13 protein-coding genes and 1 tRNA gene are annotated in these 17,477 nt (G+C 41.4%); 5 read left to right on the forward strand and 9 right to left on the reverse strand.

Annotated elements, in window-relative coordinates; genetic code table 11:
- Positions 1 to 33: 33 nt before the first annotated feature.
- A complete protein-coding gene (gene prfC, locus NQT69_RS08870; protein ID WP_256827298.1) occupies positions 34 to 1,617 on the reverse strand; it encodes a peptide chain release factor 3 in 1,584 nt (527 codons plus the stop codon).
- Between the two features lie 375 nt (positions 1,618 to 1,992).
- A tRNA-Leu gene (locus NQT69_RS08875) sits at positions 1,993 to 2,077 on the reverse strand.
- A 252-nt stretch (positions 2,078 to 2,329) separates the two neighbouring features.
- Between NQT69_RS08875 and NQT69_RS08880 the strand changes: the two genes are divergently transcribed.
- A complete protein-coding gene (locus NQT69_RS08880; RefSeq protein ID WP_256827299.1) occupies positions 2,330 to 2,830 on the forward strand; it encodes an RDD family protein in 501 nt (166 codons plus the stop codon).
- A gap of 53 nt (positions 2,831 to 2,883) precedes the next feature.
- Here the strand turns inward: NQT69_RS08880 and lptG are convergent, their stop codons facing one another.
- Positions 2,884 to 3,951, reverse strand: a complete 1,068-nt coding sequence (lptG, locus tag NQT69_RS08885) for an LPS export ABC transporter permease LptG (protein ID WP_256827300.1) — start codon at positions 3,949 to 3,951, stop codon at positions 2,884 to 2,886.
- Positions 3,948 to 5,060, reverse strand: a complete 1,113-nt coding sequence (gene lptF, locus NQT69_RS08890) for an LPS export ABC transporter permease LptF (protein WP_256827301.1) — start codon at positions 5,058 to 5,060, stop codon at positions 3,948 to 3,950. The genes lptG and lptF overlap by 4 nt, the downstream gene beginning before the upstream one ends.
- A 281-nt stretch (positions 5,061 to 5,341) precedes the next feature.
- Between lptF and pepA the strand changes: the two genes are divergently transcribed.
- The 3 genes from pepA to NQT69_RS08905 all read left to right on the forward strand — a co-directional run bounded on the left by pepA (position 5,342) and on the right by NQT69_RS08905 (position 10,392).
- A complete protein-coding gene (gene pepA / locus NQT69_RS08895; protein ID WP_256827302.1) occupies positions 5,342 to 6,853 on the forward strand; it encodes a leucyl aminopeptidase in 1,512 nt (503 codons plus the stop codon).
- Between the two features lie 177 nt (positions 6,854 to 7,030).
- A complete protein-coding gene (locus tag NQT69_RS08900; RefSeq protein ID WP_256827303.1) occupies positions 7,031 to 7,477 on the forward strand; it encodes a DNA polymerase III subunit chi in 447 nt (148 codons plus the stop codon).
- Positions 7,478 to 7,536: 59 nt separating this feature from the next.
- Positions 7,537 to 10,392, forward strand: a complete 2,856-nt coding sequence (locus NQT69_RS08905; protein WP_256827304.1) for a valine--tRNA ligase — start codon at positions 7,537 to 7,539, stop codon at positions 10,390 to 10,392.
- 127 nt (positions 10,393 to 10,519) lie between these two features.
- Here the strand turns inward: NQT69_RS08905 and NQT69_RS08910 are convergent, their stop codons facing one another.
- Positions 10,520 to 11,797, reverse strand: coding sequence for an outer membrane protein transport protein (locus NQT69_RS08910; RefSeq protein WP_256827305.1), 1,278 nt, complete (start codon positions 11,795 to 11,797; stop codon positions 10,520 to 10,522).
- A gap of 314 nt (positions 11,798 to 12,111) precedes the next feature.
- Between NQT69_RS08910 and NQT69_RS08915 the strand changes: the two genes are divergently transcribed.
- Complete coding sequence (locus NQT69_RS08915; protein ID WP_256827306.1) at positions 12,112 to 12,450, forward strand: hypothetical protein; 339 nt, start codon at positions 12,112 to 12,114, stop codon at positions 12,448 to 12,450.
- Here the strand turns inward: NQT69_RS08915 and NQT69_RS08920 are convergent.
- From NQT69_RS08920 to parC, 4 genes are all read right to left on the reverse strand, one after another.
- Positions 12,410 to 13,630: an HD-GYP domain-containing protein gene (locus NQT69_RS08920; protein ID WP_256827307.1), complete on the reverse strand. Its 1,221-nt coding sequence runs from the start codon at positions 13,628 to 13,630 to the stop codon at positions 12,410 to 12,412. The two genes, NQT69_RS08915 and NQT69_RS08920, sit on opposite strands and share 41 nt — an antisense overlap.
- A 344-nt stretch (positions 13,631 to 13,974) precedes the next feature.
- The gene (gene rraB, locus NQT69_RS08925) at positions 13,975 to 14,310 is read right to left on the reverse strand and encodes a ribonuclease E inhibitor RraB (protein WP_256827308.1); all 336 of its coding nucleotides are present in this window, start codon (positions 14,308 to 14,310) and stop codon (positions 13,975 to 13,977) included.
- Positions 14,310 to 15,023 carry a 1-acylglycerol-3-phosphate O-acyltransferase gene (locus tag NQT69_RS08930; protein ID WP_256827309.1) on the reverse strand — a complete coding sequence of 238 codons (714 nt, stop codon included), beginning with the start codon at positions 15,021 to 15,023 and terminating at the stop codon, positions 14,310 to 14,312. Before NQT69_RS08930 ends, rraB begins: the two co-directional genes overlap by 1 nt.
- Positions 15,024 to 15,181: 158 nt before the next feature.
- Positions 15,182 to 17,476, reverse strand: coding sequence for a DNA topoisomerase IV subunit A (gene parC / locus NQT69_RS08935; protein WP_256827310.1), 2,295 nt, complete (start codon positions 17,474 to 17,476; stop codon positions 15,182 to 15,184).
- Between the last annotated feature and the right edge of the window lies 1 nt (position 17,477).

The following is a 17,477-nucleotide window of genomic DNA, read 5'->3' on the forward strand; positions in this document are numbered from 1 at the left end:
GCCTGCAATTGCAGGCTTTAATTTAATTTTTGTCTAATTTTCACGTGTGTGGTTAAACGTCACTTCAGGATAGCGCTCAATTGATAAATTAAGATTTACACGGCTCGGTGCAATATACGTTAAGTTATCTCCGCCATCTAAGGCTAAATTGCTTTCGCACTTACGTTTAAAGTCTTCAAACTTCTTCACGTCAGTTGAACTTACCCAACGTGCGGTATTAACGTTTACACCTTCATAAATCGCATCTACGTTGTACTCAGCTTTTAAGCGAGCAACAACCACGTCAAATTGCAGTACACCAACCGCGCCAACAATCAGGTCATTGTTAATAAGTGGCCTAAATACCTGTACAGCCCCTTCTTCAGATAACTGGACTAACCCTTTTAGTAGTTGCTTTTGCTTAAGGGGATCTTTTAAACGGATACGACGGAATAATTCCGGAGCAAAGTTTGGAATACCACTAAACTTCAGTTTTTCACCTTGGGTAAAGGTATCACCAATTTGAATGGTGCCATGATTGTGTAAACCAATAATATCACCCGCAAAAGCATCAGCAGCACGTTCACGATCACCCGCCATAAAGGTCACCGCATCAGAAATACTGACTTGCTTACCAATACGTACATGGTTCATTTTCATACCTTGGCTATATTTGCCTGATACAATACGCATAAATGCAATTCGGTCACGGTGCTTAGGATCCATATTTGCTTGAATCTTAAATACAAACCCTGTGAAGTTGTCTTCTGTTGCTATAACTTGACGGTCTTCGGTTTCACGAGGCAACGGAGTCGGCGCCCATTCAGTAAGGCCATCAAGTACATGATCAACACCAAAGTTACCCAATGCCGTACCAAAGTATACAGGCGATAACTCACCGGCTAAAAATAGCTCTAAATCAAATTCGTGTGATGCGCCAATTACAAGCTCAAGTTCTTCGCGTAATTGTTCGGCCAGCTCGCTGCCAATCGCTTCATCTAGTTCTGGGTTATCAAGCCCTTTGATACTACGTACTTCTTGAATAGTATGGCCTTGACCGGTTTTATATAAAATCGTTTCTTCACGGTGTATGTGATAAACACCTTTAAACTCTTTACCACAGCCGATAGGCCAAGTAATTGGGGCACAGGCAATGTTTAACTCAGTTTCAACTTCGTCTAACAACTCCATTGGGTCGCGTATATCACGGTCACACTTGTTCATAAAAGTAACAATTGGCGTTGTACGTAATCGCGTTACTTCCATTAATTTACGGGTACGATCTTCGACACCTTTTGCAGCATCAATAACCATTAAACATGAATCTACCGCGGTTAGTGTACGATAAGTATCTTCAGAGAAATCTTCGTGCCCTGGAGTATCCAGCAAGTTAACTAAACGCTCATTATACGGAAACTGCATCACTGAGGTCGTTACTGAGATACCACGCTCTTTCTCCATGTCCATCCAGTCAGATTTAGCATGTTGATTTGAGCCACGACCTTTTACGGTACCGGCTTTTTGAATTGCCTGTCCGAATAAAAGTACTTTCTCAGTAATAGTGGTTTTACCCGCATCTGGGTGAGAGATGATCGCAAAGGTGCGTCGTTTATTAATTTCGCTAGATAAATTAGACATGTAAGCCGCTTTAAGTAAGAACAACGTACAGCTAAAACAACCGGATAAGGTCATTTTAAGGCGTTGTAAATATAAAATAGAATTATCGGCATTATACCTTGTTTGTTCTAGCCAAAAAAGCAGCGATTGTAAGTAATTAATGACTTGATAAAATTCATACAACTGAACCGTATTAAGGCTATTTTTCTATTCAAATAACTACTTTACAAAGCTCAAATACAAATAGCATTTAATATTGTGGAATATAGCAATACTCGGCACCATAATAATATGCATTACCACAGCTGCTAAAGTTAGTCTTTTACAAGCTTATTGTGTACAAAGTTTCTACAGGCATAAAAAAACCCCAACCAATTTGGTTGGGGTTATCAAAAGTGGTACCAGCGGCCGGACTCGAACCGGCACGCCTTTCGGCAGGGGATTTTGAATCCCCCATGTATACCAATTTCATCACGCTGGCATCATTTTTCTTTAACCTTCTAAACACGAGAAGATAAAGAAAAACCACTTTAGAGCTAGGACTTATCAAACTGTCTTCGTCTCTATGCCAAGCATTATACAAACAATAAGGGGGGCGGCAAGCTGTTTTTTACAATTTAATGATCAACAGCTTAACAATTGAGCAACCATTAACATTGACTGATTTTACGAACCTAGTATTTGTCACTCTATTTGCTAAACTAGCGCGCATATTAACTTTGTGAGTGTATTTATGTCTGGTGAGTTTCCACGTGCGGGCTTTTGGCGTCGCTTTGCTTCATTAATTTACGACTCTTTAGTCGTGATTTCATTATCAATGCTAACAGCCATTTTATATTTTGCAATCATTCAAGGGTTAGTTGCAATTGGCCTGCTTGTACAACCCAAAGAACTAGATCCTGCGGCTTTTATTGATGGCTCGACGTTATTATACGGCCTTCGTAGTGCCCTATTTGTAGGCGTAAACATTGTGTTTTTTGCTTATTTTTGGACTAAGAGCGGACAAACAATTGGCATGCGAGCATGGCGTTTAAAAGTACAAACACTGGATGGAAAATTGATAACTTGGCCGCAAGCAATTATTCGCAGTGTCACTGCGTTACTTGGCATAGGTAACTTAATCGTATTAGTTGATTTTAAGAACAAACGTGCATTGCAAGATTACCTCTCACGCACCGAGGTTGTTGCATTGACAAAAGAAGAAAACAAACGAATCTATCGCTCATTAGATTAACTTTCAAAGTAGCGCTAGGAGCCTTGTTAGTTCCAAGCGCTATTCACTATCGACTATATTCGTTTGTTAAGTAAGTAGGTCGCAAAGCCTATAAATAAAATACTCGGCACGGTCGCCCCGACAACAGCAGGTATTTGATACACCATCACCACAGGGCCAAATATCTCATTAGTTAAGTGAAATACGATCCCAGTTACCACCCCCATCACGATACGAGCTCCCATGGTCACTGTACGCAATGGGCCAAATATAAATGACAGCGCCACCAGCAGCATAACGGCTATAGATACAGGCTGCATAATTTTACGCCACAATGCCAATTCATATGTACTGGTGTCTTGTTCGTTTTGCTTAAGGTAACCTAAATAAGACCATAACCCGGTAAAAGATAAAGCTTCGGGTTTTACCGAAACCACTCCTAGTTTTTCAGCTGTAAGTTGTGACTCGTAGAGTTCTTCGTCTTGCGTTTGTGTGCTAATTTGCTCTTCGCTTAACTGCACTTTACTAACATCGCGAAGTAACCAACCTTCGTTTCTACTTACCGCTTCACGCGCTTTTGTTATTTGTGTTAATTGTAATGACTTATCAAAATGATACATATTAACGCCATGCAGAACACCATCTTGATCGACATCTTCAATGTTTATAAAGTTACTGCCATCTTTTGCCCATACACCTTGTTGGGCATTGAATACGTCACCGCCATAAATCGCTTGGTTGCGCATCTCTTTCGCTTTTTGTTGCGCTTCTGGAGCTCCCCACTCGCCAAGAGCCATCATGCAAACAGCCATAAAAATTGCAGTTTTCATCACAGATATAATAATTTGCAAGCGCGACATTCCCGCCGCTTGCATAACCACTAACTCACTATTCGAAGCAAGTGCCCCAAGACCTGTTAAGCCACCAATGAGTGCAGCCATCGGGAAAAAAATAACCAAATCTCCAGGCATGCTATAGAGGGTGTATAATAGTGCGGTAGCAATGTCATAAGTGCCACGGCCAACTGATTTCAGTTGCTCTATAAACTTGATTAATGTACTGATCCCAACCAGCACCATCAGAGCAAAGCCTGTGGTTTGTATAATGCTGCGGCCTAAATACCAATCGAGTGTTTTCATCATGCGCTTAACTCCCGTTTGCTAATAACCGCTTTAAACCAAGCGCCAACTGGCCGCCCTTTTATAATCAAAAAACCACCAATAAACAGGGCGGTAAAGTGAATCCACCATAACCCTATTGAAGGCGGGATTTTACCGTCTTCCACGGCAAATTTAGCGGCATTTAGCAAGATAAAGTAACCTAAATATAGGCTGATAGCGGGGACTAACTTAGCAAACTTACCTTGTCTTGGGTTAACCACGCTCAATGGCACAGCAAGTAATGTCAGTAATGGGATTGATAAGGGTATTGCTAAGCGCCATTGCCATTGGGCTATCGCTTCAGAGGAGTTCATCGCCATTAAATCCATGGTTGGCACAGCTTCGAGTTTTCGGCGTTGATGTTCGATCTCTTGCTCGCGAATTTGTACGCTATAGCCATCAAATTCCGTTAAATTAAGTGCAGGTGTTGAGCCATCAGTCTCATAACGTTTACCATCGTTGAGCACCAGTTGTTGCTCGCCGTTATCTTGTTCTACAACAACACCACGCTCGGCATAAACCAAGCGAGCTAAGTTATCTTTTTCAGTGTCAGGTAGTTGCGCAACAAATACTTTGTTTAACTCTTTACCACCATTTTCTATATTATGAATAAACACCACCGCTTTTTCATTGCCGGTTTGCTGGAACCGTCCAGCTCTTAACGCAGATAAACCAGCATCAGCTTTGGCTTGCTCTTTTAGTTGGTATTCAAGTTCACTCGCCCAAGGGGCAACATATAAAGTCAAAAAGCCGGCAAGTATTGCAAGTCCAACACTGGAGATTAGGGTTACTCTAACTACATACCATTCACTAACACCGCATGCTTTAAGTACGGTCATTTCACTGTCGGCGTAAATTCGGCTATAAGCTAGGATAATCCCTAAGAAGATACTTAGCGGTAAAATTAAAGAGGCCAATTGTGGTAGTTTCAGTGCAATCATAGAGAGCACTAGCTTAGCGGGAATACCACCTTCGGACGCATCACCTAAGATAACAACAAATTTTTGTGATAAAAATATGGTCATCAAGGTTAAGAAAACGGCGACCTGAGACTTTAGCACTTCAGTGGTCAAATAACGGAAAATTAGCAATGCATGCCCCTGTTAAACATCTTGTTTTACTGCAATAGCGGGAAAATATAAGTAAACTTAGCGTTTTACTCAGTTTATTATATGCCATCAGCATTATACCAAACAAGTTTATATTATATTGTCGCATTAGTGGTATTAATCGATACAAAGGTATAAAGTTCAAAAACACATAATGAGTTATGATTTTTAGACTAAGATTAATGATATTAAATAACTTAGCACTAGAAATATATTTAATTACCCATATTTAAGGGTTCTATGACTCAAAATTAGGAGTGACAATGGAATTTAGCGTAAAAAGTGGTAGTCCTGAAAAGCAGCGTAGCGCATGTATAGTAGTTGGCGTTTATGAGCCACGTCGTTTATCCCCCATTGGTGAGCAACTCGATAAAATCAGCGATGGTTATATCTCTAATTTACTGCGTCGTGGTGATCTTGAAGGTAAGCCGGGACAAGTACTTTTATTACATCATGTACCGAATGTGTTAAGTGAACGCATTTTGTTAGTTGGCTGTGGTAAAGAGCGTGAACTGGACGATAAACAGTATAAACAAATCATTTCAAAAACTATTAATACCCTAAACGAAACAGGGTCAATGGAAGCTGTTTGCTTTTTAACTGAACAACACGTAAAAAGCCGCGATACCTATTGGAAAGTACGCCAAGCAGTTGAAACAACACAAGACTGTTTATACACGTTTAACCAGTTAAAAAGCAAAAAGAGTGATCCCCGCCGACCACTTCGCAAAATTGTATTTAACGTGCCAACACGTCGCGAATTAACGATTGGTGAAAGCGCCATTGAACATGGCTTAGCTATAGCAGCTGGTAGCAAACTATGTAAAGACGTCGCCAATATGCCACCTAACATTTGTAATCCTGCGTATTTAGGCGAGCAAGCACAAGAACTTGCCACCAATTTTGAAAACGTGAGTGTTGATATTATTGGTGAAGAGAAAATGGCTGAGCTTGGTATGAATTCATACTTAGCTGTAGGCCGTGGTAGTGACAACGAATCGGTTATGTCAGTGATCAACTATCAAGGTGGCGCAAAAGATCAAGCCCCTATCGTATTAGTTGGTAAGGGTTTAACTTTTGACTCAGGCGGTATTTCAATTAAACCAGGCGAAGCCATGGATGAAATGAAATACGATATGGGTGGTGCTGCGGGTGTAATTGGTGCAATGCGTGCATTGGCACAAATGCAACTACCTATAAACGTAATTGGCGTATTAGCGGGTTGTGAAAACATGCCGAGCTCAAACGCTTACCGCCCTGGTGATATTTTAACAACGATGTCAGGCCAAACGGTTGAAGTACTTAATACTGACGCAGAAGGCCGCTTAGTATTATGTGACGCGCTAACTTATGTTGAGCGCTTTGAGCCTGAAACCGTGATTGACGTTGCCACCTTAACCGGTGCATGTATTGTTGCATTAGGTGCTCACGCTACTGGTTTGCTATCAAACCACAATCCACTTGCCCATGACTTACTTAAAGCATCTGAGCAAAGTGGTGACCGCGCTTGGCAACTGCCACTGTGGGATGACTACCAAGATCAACTAGAGAGCCCTTTTGCTGATTTTACTAACTTAGGCGGACGTGCAGCCGGTACCATTACCGCAGCCTGTTTTTTATCTAAGTTTACTAAAAAATATAACTGGGCCCACTTAGATGTTGCAGGAACTGCTTGGCGTAGTGGTAAAAACAAAGGCGCAACCGGACGCCCTGTACCAATGTTAACCCAATACCTACTTAATCGAGCGGGTGTGAGTGATACAACACACGATTAAGTATTCAGATTTATAGTCACCTTAAAGGCGCTTAATTAGCGCCTTTTTTATTGCTTATTATTTAGTGTGTAGATTCGCGTATTCATTGAAGCAAACCCTGTTTTATGGCAAAATCCTTGCTCTAATTTATGTGTGCTAAAAAGTCACATATGCAATGCTATGGGAAGCCCCGATACAATGAGCATAAATGCCCAATTTTTTGTTCTAAAGCAACAAGATGAATCAAATGCGAAAGCCGATGATCACTTTGCCTTAGCGGCACAAATTGCTGCAGATCAGTATCGTCTTGGTCACCGTGTTTTCGTTTTTGTAGATAACACAGATACAGCCCACGCCATTGATGAAACGATTTGGTCATTTGACCCAGACAGTTTTGTGCCCCATAACCTCCAAGGTGAAGGCCCAAAAGGTGGTGCACCTATTGAAATAGGCATGACACCTCCAGTCGGTAATCGTAAAGTTTTAATAAACTTGGCCGCTCAGCTCCCGGATTTTATTCGTCGCTTTAACCAAGTTTTTGATTTTGTACCAGTAGAAGCAGTCGCGAAACAAGCTGCCCGCGAGCGTTTTAAAAAGCTCCGCCAACTCGGTGCCAATATCACCACGCAAGATATTAATAGCTAGCCACCCTTTGTTAAACTAGCTAGTCAACTCATTTAAGTACTTATTTAAGGTTCTGTGTAATGGATAAAACCTACAATCCGCAAGATATTGAACAGTCGTTATACCAAGACTGGGAAGAGAAAGGCTACTTTAAACCATCTGGTAAAGGCGATGCATATTCAATTATGATCCCACCACCAAATGTCACGGGTAGCTTACACATGGGCCACGCCTTTCAAGATACCATTATGGATACCTTAACGCGTTTTAAGCGTATGCAAGGCAATAATACGCTATGGCAAGTAGGTACTGACCACGCAGGTATCGCAACACAAATGCTGGTAGAGCGAAAGCTGTCTGCTGAAGAAGGTAAAACACGCCATGACTTAGGCCGTGAAGCTTTCATTGATAAAATCTGGGAATGGAAAAACCAGTCAGGCGGTACTATTACCAAACAACTTCGTCGCCTTGGCGCATCAGTGGATTGGGAACGTGAACGCTTCACTATGGATGACGGCTTGTCTGAAGCGGTTAAAGAAGTATTTGTACGTCTACATAAAGAAGATTTAATTTACCGTGGTAAACGTCTGGTAAACTGGGATCCTAAATTACACACAGCCATTTCAGACCTTGAAGTTGAAAACAAAGACAAACAAGGCCACATGTGGAACCTACGCTACCCGCTAGCAGACGGCGTTAAAACCCAAGACGGTAAAGATTACATTGTCGTTGCAACAACTCGCCCAGAAACCATGCTAGGTGACTCAGGTGTTGCAGTAAACCCTGATGACGAACGCTACCAAGATTTAATTGGTAAAGATATTTTACTGCCCATTGTTAATCGTCGTATCAAGATTGTTGCCGATGAACATGCCGATAAAGACAAAGGCACGGGCTGTGTAAAAATCACCCCAGCCCATGACTTCAACGATAATGAAGTTGGTAAGCGTCACCAAATGCCAATGATCAACATCTTCGATAAAGATGCAGCTGTCTTAAGCCAAGGTGAAACTTACACCTTTGATGGTAAAGAGCTTGAGTTTGATGCGCCAATTCCTGAGCGCTTACACGGTCTTGACCGCTTTGATGCGCGTAAAGCGATTATCGCTGAGTTTGAAGAACTTGGTTTACTTGAAAAAATCGAAGACCATGCGTTAACAGTACCTTACGGCGACCGTTCAGGTGTGGTGATTGAGCCGCTACTTACCGACCAATGGTATGTACGTGTTGCCCCGCTTGCAGAGCCGGCAAAAGACGCGGTTAAAAATGGCGACATCCAATTTGTGCCGCAGCAGTATGAAAACATGTATTTCTCGTGGATGAACGATGTACAAGATTGGTGTATTTCACGCCAGCTTTGGTGGGGTCACCGTATTCCTGCCTGGTACGACAACGAAGGTAATGTATTTGTTGGCCGTGATGAAGCCGAAGTGCGCCGTGAAAACAACATCGCCGATGATGTTGCGCTAAGCCAAGACGAAGACGTACTTGATACTTGGTTCTCATCTGCATTATGGACTTTCTCAACCCAAGGTTGGCCTGAGAATACTGATGATTTAAAAACTTTCCACCCGTCTGACGTGTTGGTAACCGGTTTTGATATTATTTTCTTCTGGGTGGCGCGTATGATCATGATGACCATGCACTTCATTAAAGATGAAAACGGTAAGCCACAAGTGCCATTTAAAACAGTCTATGTTACTGGTCTAATTCGCGATGAAAATGGCGATAAGATGTCAAAATCAAAAGGTAACGTACTTGATCCAATCGACATGATTGACGGTATCGATCTTGAGAGCCTAGTAACCAAGCGTACTGGCAATATGATGCAGCCACAGCTTGCGAAAAAAATTGAAAAGAACACCCGTAAAACATTTGATAACGGCATCGAAGCACACGGTACTGATGCCCTGCGCTTTACTTTAGCCGCAATGGCGTCAACAGGTCGTGATATCAACTGGGATATGAGCCGCCTAGAAGGTTACCGTAACTTCTGTAACAAACTATGGAATGCTAGCCGTTACGTACTTATGAACACCGAAGAGCAAGACTGTGGCTTTGCCAATGATGCCGCTAAAGAATATTCACTTGCTGATCGTTGGATCTTAGGTCAATTTGAGTCAACAGTTAAAACCTACACTGAGCACTTAGATAACTACCGTTTTGACCTTGCCGCTAACACGCTTTATGAATTTACTTGGAACCAGTTTTGCGATTGGTACTTAGAACTCACAAAGCCTGTATTATTTAAAGGTAATGACGCACAGCAACGTGGTACACGACATACGCTTATTACTGTGCTTGAGAGCTTACTGCGCTTAATGCACCCAATGATGCCATATATCACGGAAACAATTTGGCAGCGTGTTGCGCCACTTGCAGGCCTTGAAACAGAAAACACCAGTATAATGGTTCAAGCCTTCCCTGTTTATAATGCAGCAAGTGTTGATGCTAAAGCGATGGAAGATTTAGAATGGGTTAAACAATTCATTGTCGCTATTCGTAATATTCGTGGTGAAATGGATATCAGCCCAAGCAAGCCACTTTCAGTGCTACTTGCTAATGCATCAGATGAAGACAAGCGCCGTATAACTGAGAATGAAAGCTTCTTAGCGTCACTTGCTAAGATTGAAGCATTCACATTACTTGATAATAAAGATGATGCACCAGCTTGTGCCACATCGTACGTTGGCAATCTTGAGATCATGATCCCAATGGCAGGTCTCATTGATGTTGATGCAGAACTTGCTCGTATAGCTAAACAGCTTGAGAAAGCTGAAAAAGGCCTAGCTCAAGTGCAAAATAAACTTGCGAACGAAAAGTTTGTAAACAATGCCCCAGAAGCTGTACTTGCTAAAGAGCATGAAAAACTAGCTGAATTTTCAGATGCTAAAGCTAAACTGCTTGAGCAAAAAGCGAAAATTGAAAGTTTATAATATTTATACAAAGCATATAAAAAGCCGCGTTACTGCAAAGTAACGCGGCTTTTCTAGTTTCTAGTTTCTAGTTTCTAGTTTCTAGTTTCTAGTTTCTAGTTTCTAGTTTCTAGTTTCTAGTCAAATATTAAAACGTGTAGTTATACTGTGCACCAATTAACACTGCATGCCCTTTAGATTCAAAGCCCCAAGAAACGTCTTGGCCTAGTGCTTCCCCTAAGCTGTCTTTTTCAGTAAAGTTCTGTGTTTTACCACGTAAAATACTCGCACCTAAATCAACATTTGAGTTATCACTAAAGGCATAGTTCGCACCAAACGAAAACCAAAAACGATCTGTATCTGGAATAGAAATCGACATGTGATTTTTATCTGCTGGCGACTCATCGTAAGCTAAACCTGCACGAAGAAGTAAAGCATCAGTGTACTGGTAATCACCACCGATAGAGTAGCGTAATGAGTTAGAGAAGTTCTCTTTTTTAGAAAAAACAGGTGCTTCCTGACTTGGCGTATAGGCTTCTAGTTTTTCAAAGCTATTCCATCCAGTCCATAACACACTATAATGAACTCCAGTTTTGTCATCTAACTGATGTGAGCCAGAAAATTCAGCAATGGCAGGTAAAGTAAGTTCTAATTGACCCGGTACAGTCATGCCATTCAATCCACCCACTTGAGCAGGTAATTGGTTAGAATATTCACCTGAAAAATCGATTGTAGATTCACTACGGTAGTTAAAACCAAAGCGACTATTTTCATCTAATTGATACATAGCCCCCACATTCCAGCCAAAGGCATAATCATCGCCTTCAAGGTGAGCAGTTTGCGTTTGTGCCGGAAGTCCGTACGGGTTTTCACCTGCATTACGAATCACTTTTGCATCAGCATAAATATAGTTTAAACCAAAACCTAAACTGACTTGCTCAGAAATTTTGTACGCCACACTGGCATTCATATTCACAGTCACGATTTCTGTTTCACCAGCCACTGAGCCTGCTTCATAAGCTTGGTCAAACTCAGTCGCTAAACCAAAGTTCGAAAAAGCACCAAAACCAATTGATACGCGCTCATGTACAGGCATAGTAAAATACCCTGCTGGTACAAACGCACTTGGCGCAATGCTATCATCATCTAATGTACTTGGGTCTGAGCCATACGCTGTGCTCTCACCTTTTAGGCTCACATCTGGAATTACTGCAATACCAGCCACAGAAATTTGCTTATCTTTAAATAAAGTCATAAGTGCAGGGTTACGCGCAACAACAGAAGCATCATCAGCTACAGCTGCTTCACCTGCGTATGCACGCCCTAGACCAGAAGCACTATGCTCTGCTAATTGAAATGCAGCAGCAAAGCTATCAGTAGATAACACAGCTAGTGATGCTGCGATTAGAGTTTTAGTAAATTTCATTGTGTTTCCTTAACCAAAGCAATGTTTGGATACCCATTTAGTTGTTCTTAACCTGCGCACAGGTTGTTTAAGAGCAAGTTATTATTTTCAAAACTTCGCTACACTACCTTAATTTTTTGTAAAAAACTTCATGAAAATGGTAAAAAACGGCAAAAAACAGGGTTTTTAACTACCTTTTAACAATTTTTTAAAACTCATCGGATGAGAAATGTGATATTAGAGTCAAAGCTCTAATTGTAATTAATTATCATTTACATTGACTTGATTAATCTGCACAATTAGACTATTTGCAAACACCAGTTAAGGGGATAGCTGTGGAAATAGCGTTAATTATTACCGCTCTCATTTTTTGTGGAGCCAGTGTATTCTGTTTTTGTAAAGCAAACTTTTGCGCATGCACAAAAGCTGGTGAGTGCGATAACCCCGTTAACCATTATTGGTTAGGGGCAATAGTTTCAGCTTTTATTGCCTTGTTATGCTGCTGTGCAGCGCTGCACTCAGAAAAAGGCACATTATTGTGGTTAGTTTTAATGGTAAGTTGTTTTAGTGGTGCATTATTATCTGCAAGACACTCAGCTAAAAAGCGCTGTGATAAGTCAATTACAAAAGCTGCTAAACCAGCAGATGCTCTTTTAACAAACGAGCCAAATTAAGCTGATAGTCTAGAGGTTTGATGCTGGCTGTAATTTTTAAATCATGATCCTCTGAAGTTAAATCAACGTCTTTTGGTGTTATATGATGGTTATGCTTTGCATTGTAAAATATTTTAATTTTCGGCTTAATTGGGTTTTGATGGTTACCCTCAGTGACCAAAGCTAAACGTTCATTAGTTAGCTTAACAATAGTCCCAACCGGGTGTACGCCTAAACATTTTATAAACCGCTGTACTAATTCACTATCAAATAAATGCTTACTTTCGAGTAAATAGCGTAAAACATTAATTGGCTCATCACCTAATTGATGCGGTCTATCAGAGCACATAGCATCATACACATCAACAATAGCCATAATCCTAGCTGGGCGACTTAGTTTCTCACCGACTACTCCTCGCGGATAACCGCTGCCATCTAAACGTTCATGATGGTTGACTATCATATCAAGCATTAATGGGGTGATCCCCTTTTCACCTTTAACTAGGCCTAAGCTTTGCGCGACATGTTTTTTTATTGCCTGCATTTCTAGGTCATTCACGTCCTCAGGCTTAGAAAATATCCCCTGCGGCAACTTAGCTTGTCCTAAATCATGCAATAATGCACCCATAGCTAGCTCTTGCACTGTTTTTTCTTTATAACCTAAGTATTTAGCAAAAACGGTTACTAAAATCGCGCAATTGGTCATATGACGCCAGTTATACATATTCTTATCTTTGAGCCGAGTCAGAATAGTCATGGCATTGTGGTTACGAAATACAGAAGCAACAATATCTTTCGCAATATCGTCTAAAAGTGCAATATTCATTTTTAGACCAGAAGTAACATCGCCATATAACCCTTGTAACTTGCGGTTGTGCTGCTCATAACTAACGCTAGCTTTGGCAAATTCTTGTTCAACTGAAATGGCTTTTTTAACTTTTTTCTTTGTTTTATCTGGTTGCGCTTTTTCTGCGGTGGTGTCAGGTTTTTCCTGGTACTTAGCAGGAACCCCCACGTCACTTTGGGTAAAGTCTATCAGTAACTCTTGCACACCTTCAGAGACAAGGCGTTGAATAATCGATTTATCGCGGACTAAACCACGAGTTTTAATTTTTATACTGTCAACGCCCTCATACTGCTTGCTAACACTGTCAACAAACATACCTGGCACAAGCTCGGAAATAGGAAGGTTAATGAGCATAAATAGAAAAGTTACTTATATTAATAATGGCTTTTTATTATCAACGATCCAGCATAAATGTCTATAACTAATAGCAGGAACAGGAAATAAGTATGAGGTAAATTTATGATTACTTGTAGATAGTCTGAGTTTGCGTTTATTTGTGGGTAATGCGAGCTGGTTTTTACCTACGGATAACGCAAGTTGACATTTACACATAGGGCACGAGTTGGCATTTACTTATGGGGAGCACGAGTTGGCGAGTTTTCAAGATTAAAAACCAACCAACACAAGGGTCAAACGCTTACTCGCTAACTTTACTCTCGCAAGCTTTACCCTCGCTAACTCCCCCTCGCCACTAAAGCTTATTCTTGAAAATAAGTACCCCAGCCGTCGTACTCAACACCAGTATCTGCAGCTAGTTGGGCAAGCTTATCAACGTCTTCCATAATGACGTCTACGTCTAACTCAGCTTCAACAACAATATCAAAACCCCAGATTTTGGCGCCATCTTCTAGCTCTAACTCAGCAGGCTCTTCAACATCATAGCCTAACTTGAACGCTGCAAGTGCTGCTTGCTCAAGCTTCACAAAGTCCTCACAAACAAAATGATGCTCTACTTCGTAAAGGATCTCAGGATCAGAGCCATCTTCTAATAAAGAAGTTACGATGTCTTCACTAATTTCACGCCAATTTTCCATTACTTTTCTCTCACTTGCGCATCTAATTCGGATATTCTAGCTGCCATTATAGCGTGAATACGGCTTGCGTGCTCACGTGCACTTAGTTCTTTATCTAGGTGCTGTGGTGCTAACATGTCAATGTATATTGTACCATTGTCCCAACGGTTTAGCTTAATGGTTTTCTCTGTGGTGCTCATACATACAGGTATTACAGGGACTTGTGCATTTAGCGCTGTGTGAAAAGCTCCTGTTTTAAATGGCAATAAACCACGCCCGTAGCTGCGTGTACCTTCTGGAAACATCCACACAGATAAACCATTTTGCTTAATTTTCTCAGCCGCTTTTGAAATAGTGCCCGCAGCTTTTGAACGATTAGTCCTATCAATGAGAATATTGCCTGATAACCAATAAAGCTGGCCAAAGAACGGGATCCACTTTAGGCTTTTTTTACCCAAACTAACGCAGTTTTCGGGCACAGCCGCTGGTAATGTAAAAAGGTCATAATTATTTTGATGATTTGCTAAATAAACGGCTGGGCCAGCATTACTCACATCACTGTGGCGTGTAATGACAAGTTTAACTCCGAGCATTTTAGCTACAGAGCCAAACCAGCTGGCAATGATATGTACATTATTTTTATGAAATGGTTTTATTAAACATAAAATTAAACCGCATAAACAGCTCAGCAAAATAAACAAAGCCATGATTAAGATACGAATAAAAGCTAGCAAAAAGACTCTCCAATAATTAAAGCGCGGGCATTATAGCGTTATTTTAGCTGCTAAACGAGAGTTTAGCGCACACATGTAAGCTTAAATTTATTTATCCTTTAAAAACAAACGGCCTGCATTTAGCAGGCCGTTAATTTTCGTTTTAAAACGCGTTTAAGTTATTCCTCAGGCTGTATTGAATCACTTATATCATCACTCGGGGTGAGTTCAACTTCAGCCTCATCAACACGCTGTAAGCCACGAGGTAACTTATTACCGCGGCGTCCACGTTCACCATGATAATGCTCTAAGTCACTCGGTTTGAGAGTTAGCTTACGTTTCCCTGCATGCAAAGTGACACTTGAGCCTTGCGGAACAACCGCCAGTACTTTTACAAACTCCTCACGAGCTTGCACTTTTGCGCTAGGAATCGAAATAATCTTATTCCCTTTACCTTTACTAAGTTTAGGTAAGTCTCGTAGTGGGAAAAGCAACATACGCCCTTCATTTGAAATAGCCATGCAGTAATCTGTCGCTACATCATTTACTCGCACAGGTGCAATTAACTGCCCGCCTTTAGGTACACTTACTAACGCTTTACCATTTTTGTTTTTACTAACCAAATCAACAAAATCAGTGATAAAACCATAACCTGCATCTGATGCCATCAGAAGAACTTGCTTGTCTTCTGCCATAACAACATGTTCAAAATTCGCGCCCGCGCTAAGATTAAAACGCCCCGTCATTGGCTCACCTTGGCTTCTAGCTGAAGGTAAACCATGCGCGTCAGTGGCAAACGCTCGACCTGTTGAGTCTAAGAATACAGCAGGTTGGTTACTTCGCCCTCGGGCTGACGCTTTATATTCATCACCGGCTCTATAATTTAAACCTTCAACGTCTAGATCATGGCCTTTACCAACTCGCGCCCAGCCTTTTTCTGAAAGTACAACAGTAACTGATTCTGATGGTATTAGGTCTTTTTCACTTAATGCTTTTGCTTCTATGCGCTCAACTACAGGTGAGCGGCGATCATCACCGTACAGTTCAGCGGCTTCTTGAATTTCTTTTTTCAATAACGTCGACATACGACGCTCTGAGCCAAGAGTTTGCTCAAGCTTGTCACGTTCTTTTGCTAATTCATCTTGCTCGCCACGGATTTTAAACTCTTCAAGTTTTGCTAGGTGGCGTAACTTAAGCTCTAAAATAGCTTCAGCTTGAATATCTGTAATACCAAAGCGCTCCATTAACACCGGCTTTGGTTTATCTTCAGTACGAATGATTTCGATGACTTCATCTATATTTAAAAAGGCAGCTAATAAACCTTCTAAAATATGTAAGCGTGCGAGCACTTTATCTAAACGATACTGTAGGCGACGGCGTACCGTTTCACGACGAAACATCAACCACTCAGTTAATATACTGCGTAAATCTTTAACTTGCGGACGACCATCTAGGCCAAGCATATTTAAGTTTACACGGTAGTTTTTTTCCAGATCGGTGGTGGCAAATAAATGCGCCATTAAAGGCTCGACTTTAATGCGATTAGAGCGCGGAATAATGACAATGCGTGTTGGGTTTTCGTGATCAGATTCATCACGTAAGTCCGCAACCATTGGCAGCTTTTTAGCATTCATTTGCGCTGCAATTTGCTCTAATACTTTGCTACCTGAACATTGATGCGGTAAAGCGGTAATAACGATATCGCCTTGCTCTTGTGTATAAACAGCGCGCATTTTTATAGAACCGCGACCAGTCTGATAAATTTTCTGGATATCAGCTTTAGGGGTAATTATTTCAGCGTCAGTTGGGTAATCTGGCGCATGCACAAGCTCAAGCAACTCACCCAGTTCTGTTTTTGGTTTATCAAGCAATAAACAACACGCACTGGCAACTTCACGGACATTATGCGGCGGAATGTCGGTTGCCATACCAACGGCAATACCCGTGATGCCATTTAATAAAATGTGGGGTAATCGGGCCGGCAAGACTTGTGGTTCATCCATGGTGCCATCAAAGTTAGGCGTCCAATCAACCGTACCTTGACCAAGTTCTTTCAGCAGAACTTCAGAGAATTTAGATAAACGAGCTTCAGTATAACGCATTGCAGCAAATGACTTAGGATCATCCGCCGCGCCCCAGTTACCTTGACCATCCACTAAAGGGTAACGATAAGAGAAAGGTTGTGCCATTAGCACCATGGCTTCATAACATGCGCTATCACCATGTGGGTGGTATTTACCTAGCACATCACCCACGGTACGGGCAGACTTTTTGTATTTAGCCGCAGCTGAGAGCCCAAGTTCGCTCATCGCGTAAATAATACGACGCTGTACGGGCTTTAAGCCATCACCAATATGGGGTAATGCCCTATCCATGATTACATACATGGAATAATTCAAATAGGCGTCTTCAGTAAAACGCCCCATTGTTTGTTGCTCAATTCCTTGCATCAGCAAGGTATCTGTATCACTCATC

The sequence above is a fragment of the Pseudoalteromonas shioyasakiensis genome (assembly GCF_024518675.1).
GTDB lineage: Bacteria > Pseudomonadota > Gammaproteobacteria > Enterobacterales > Alteromonadaceae > Pseudoalteromonas > Pseudoalteromonas shioyasakiensis_B.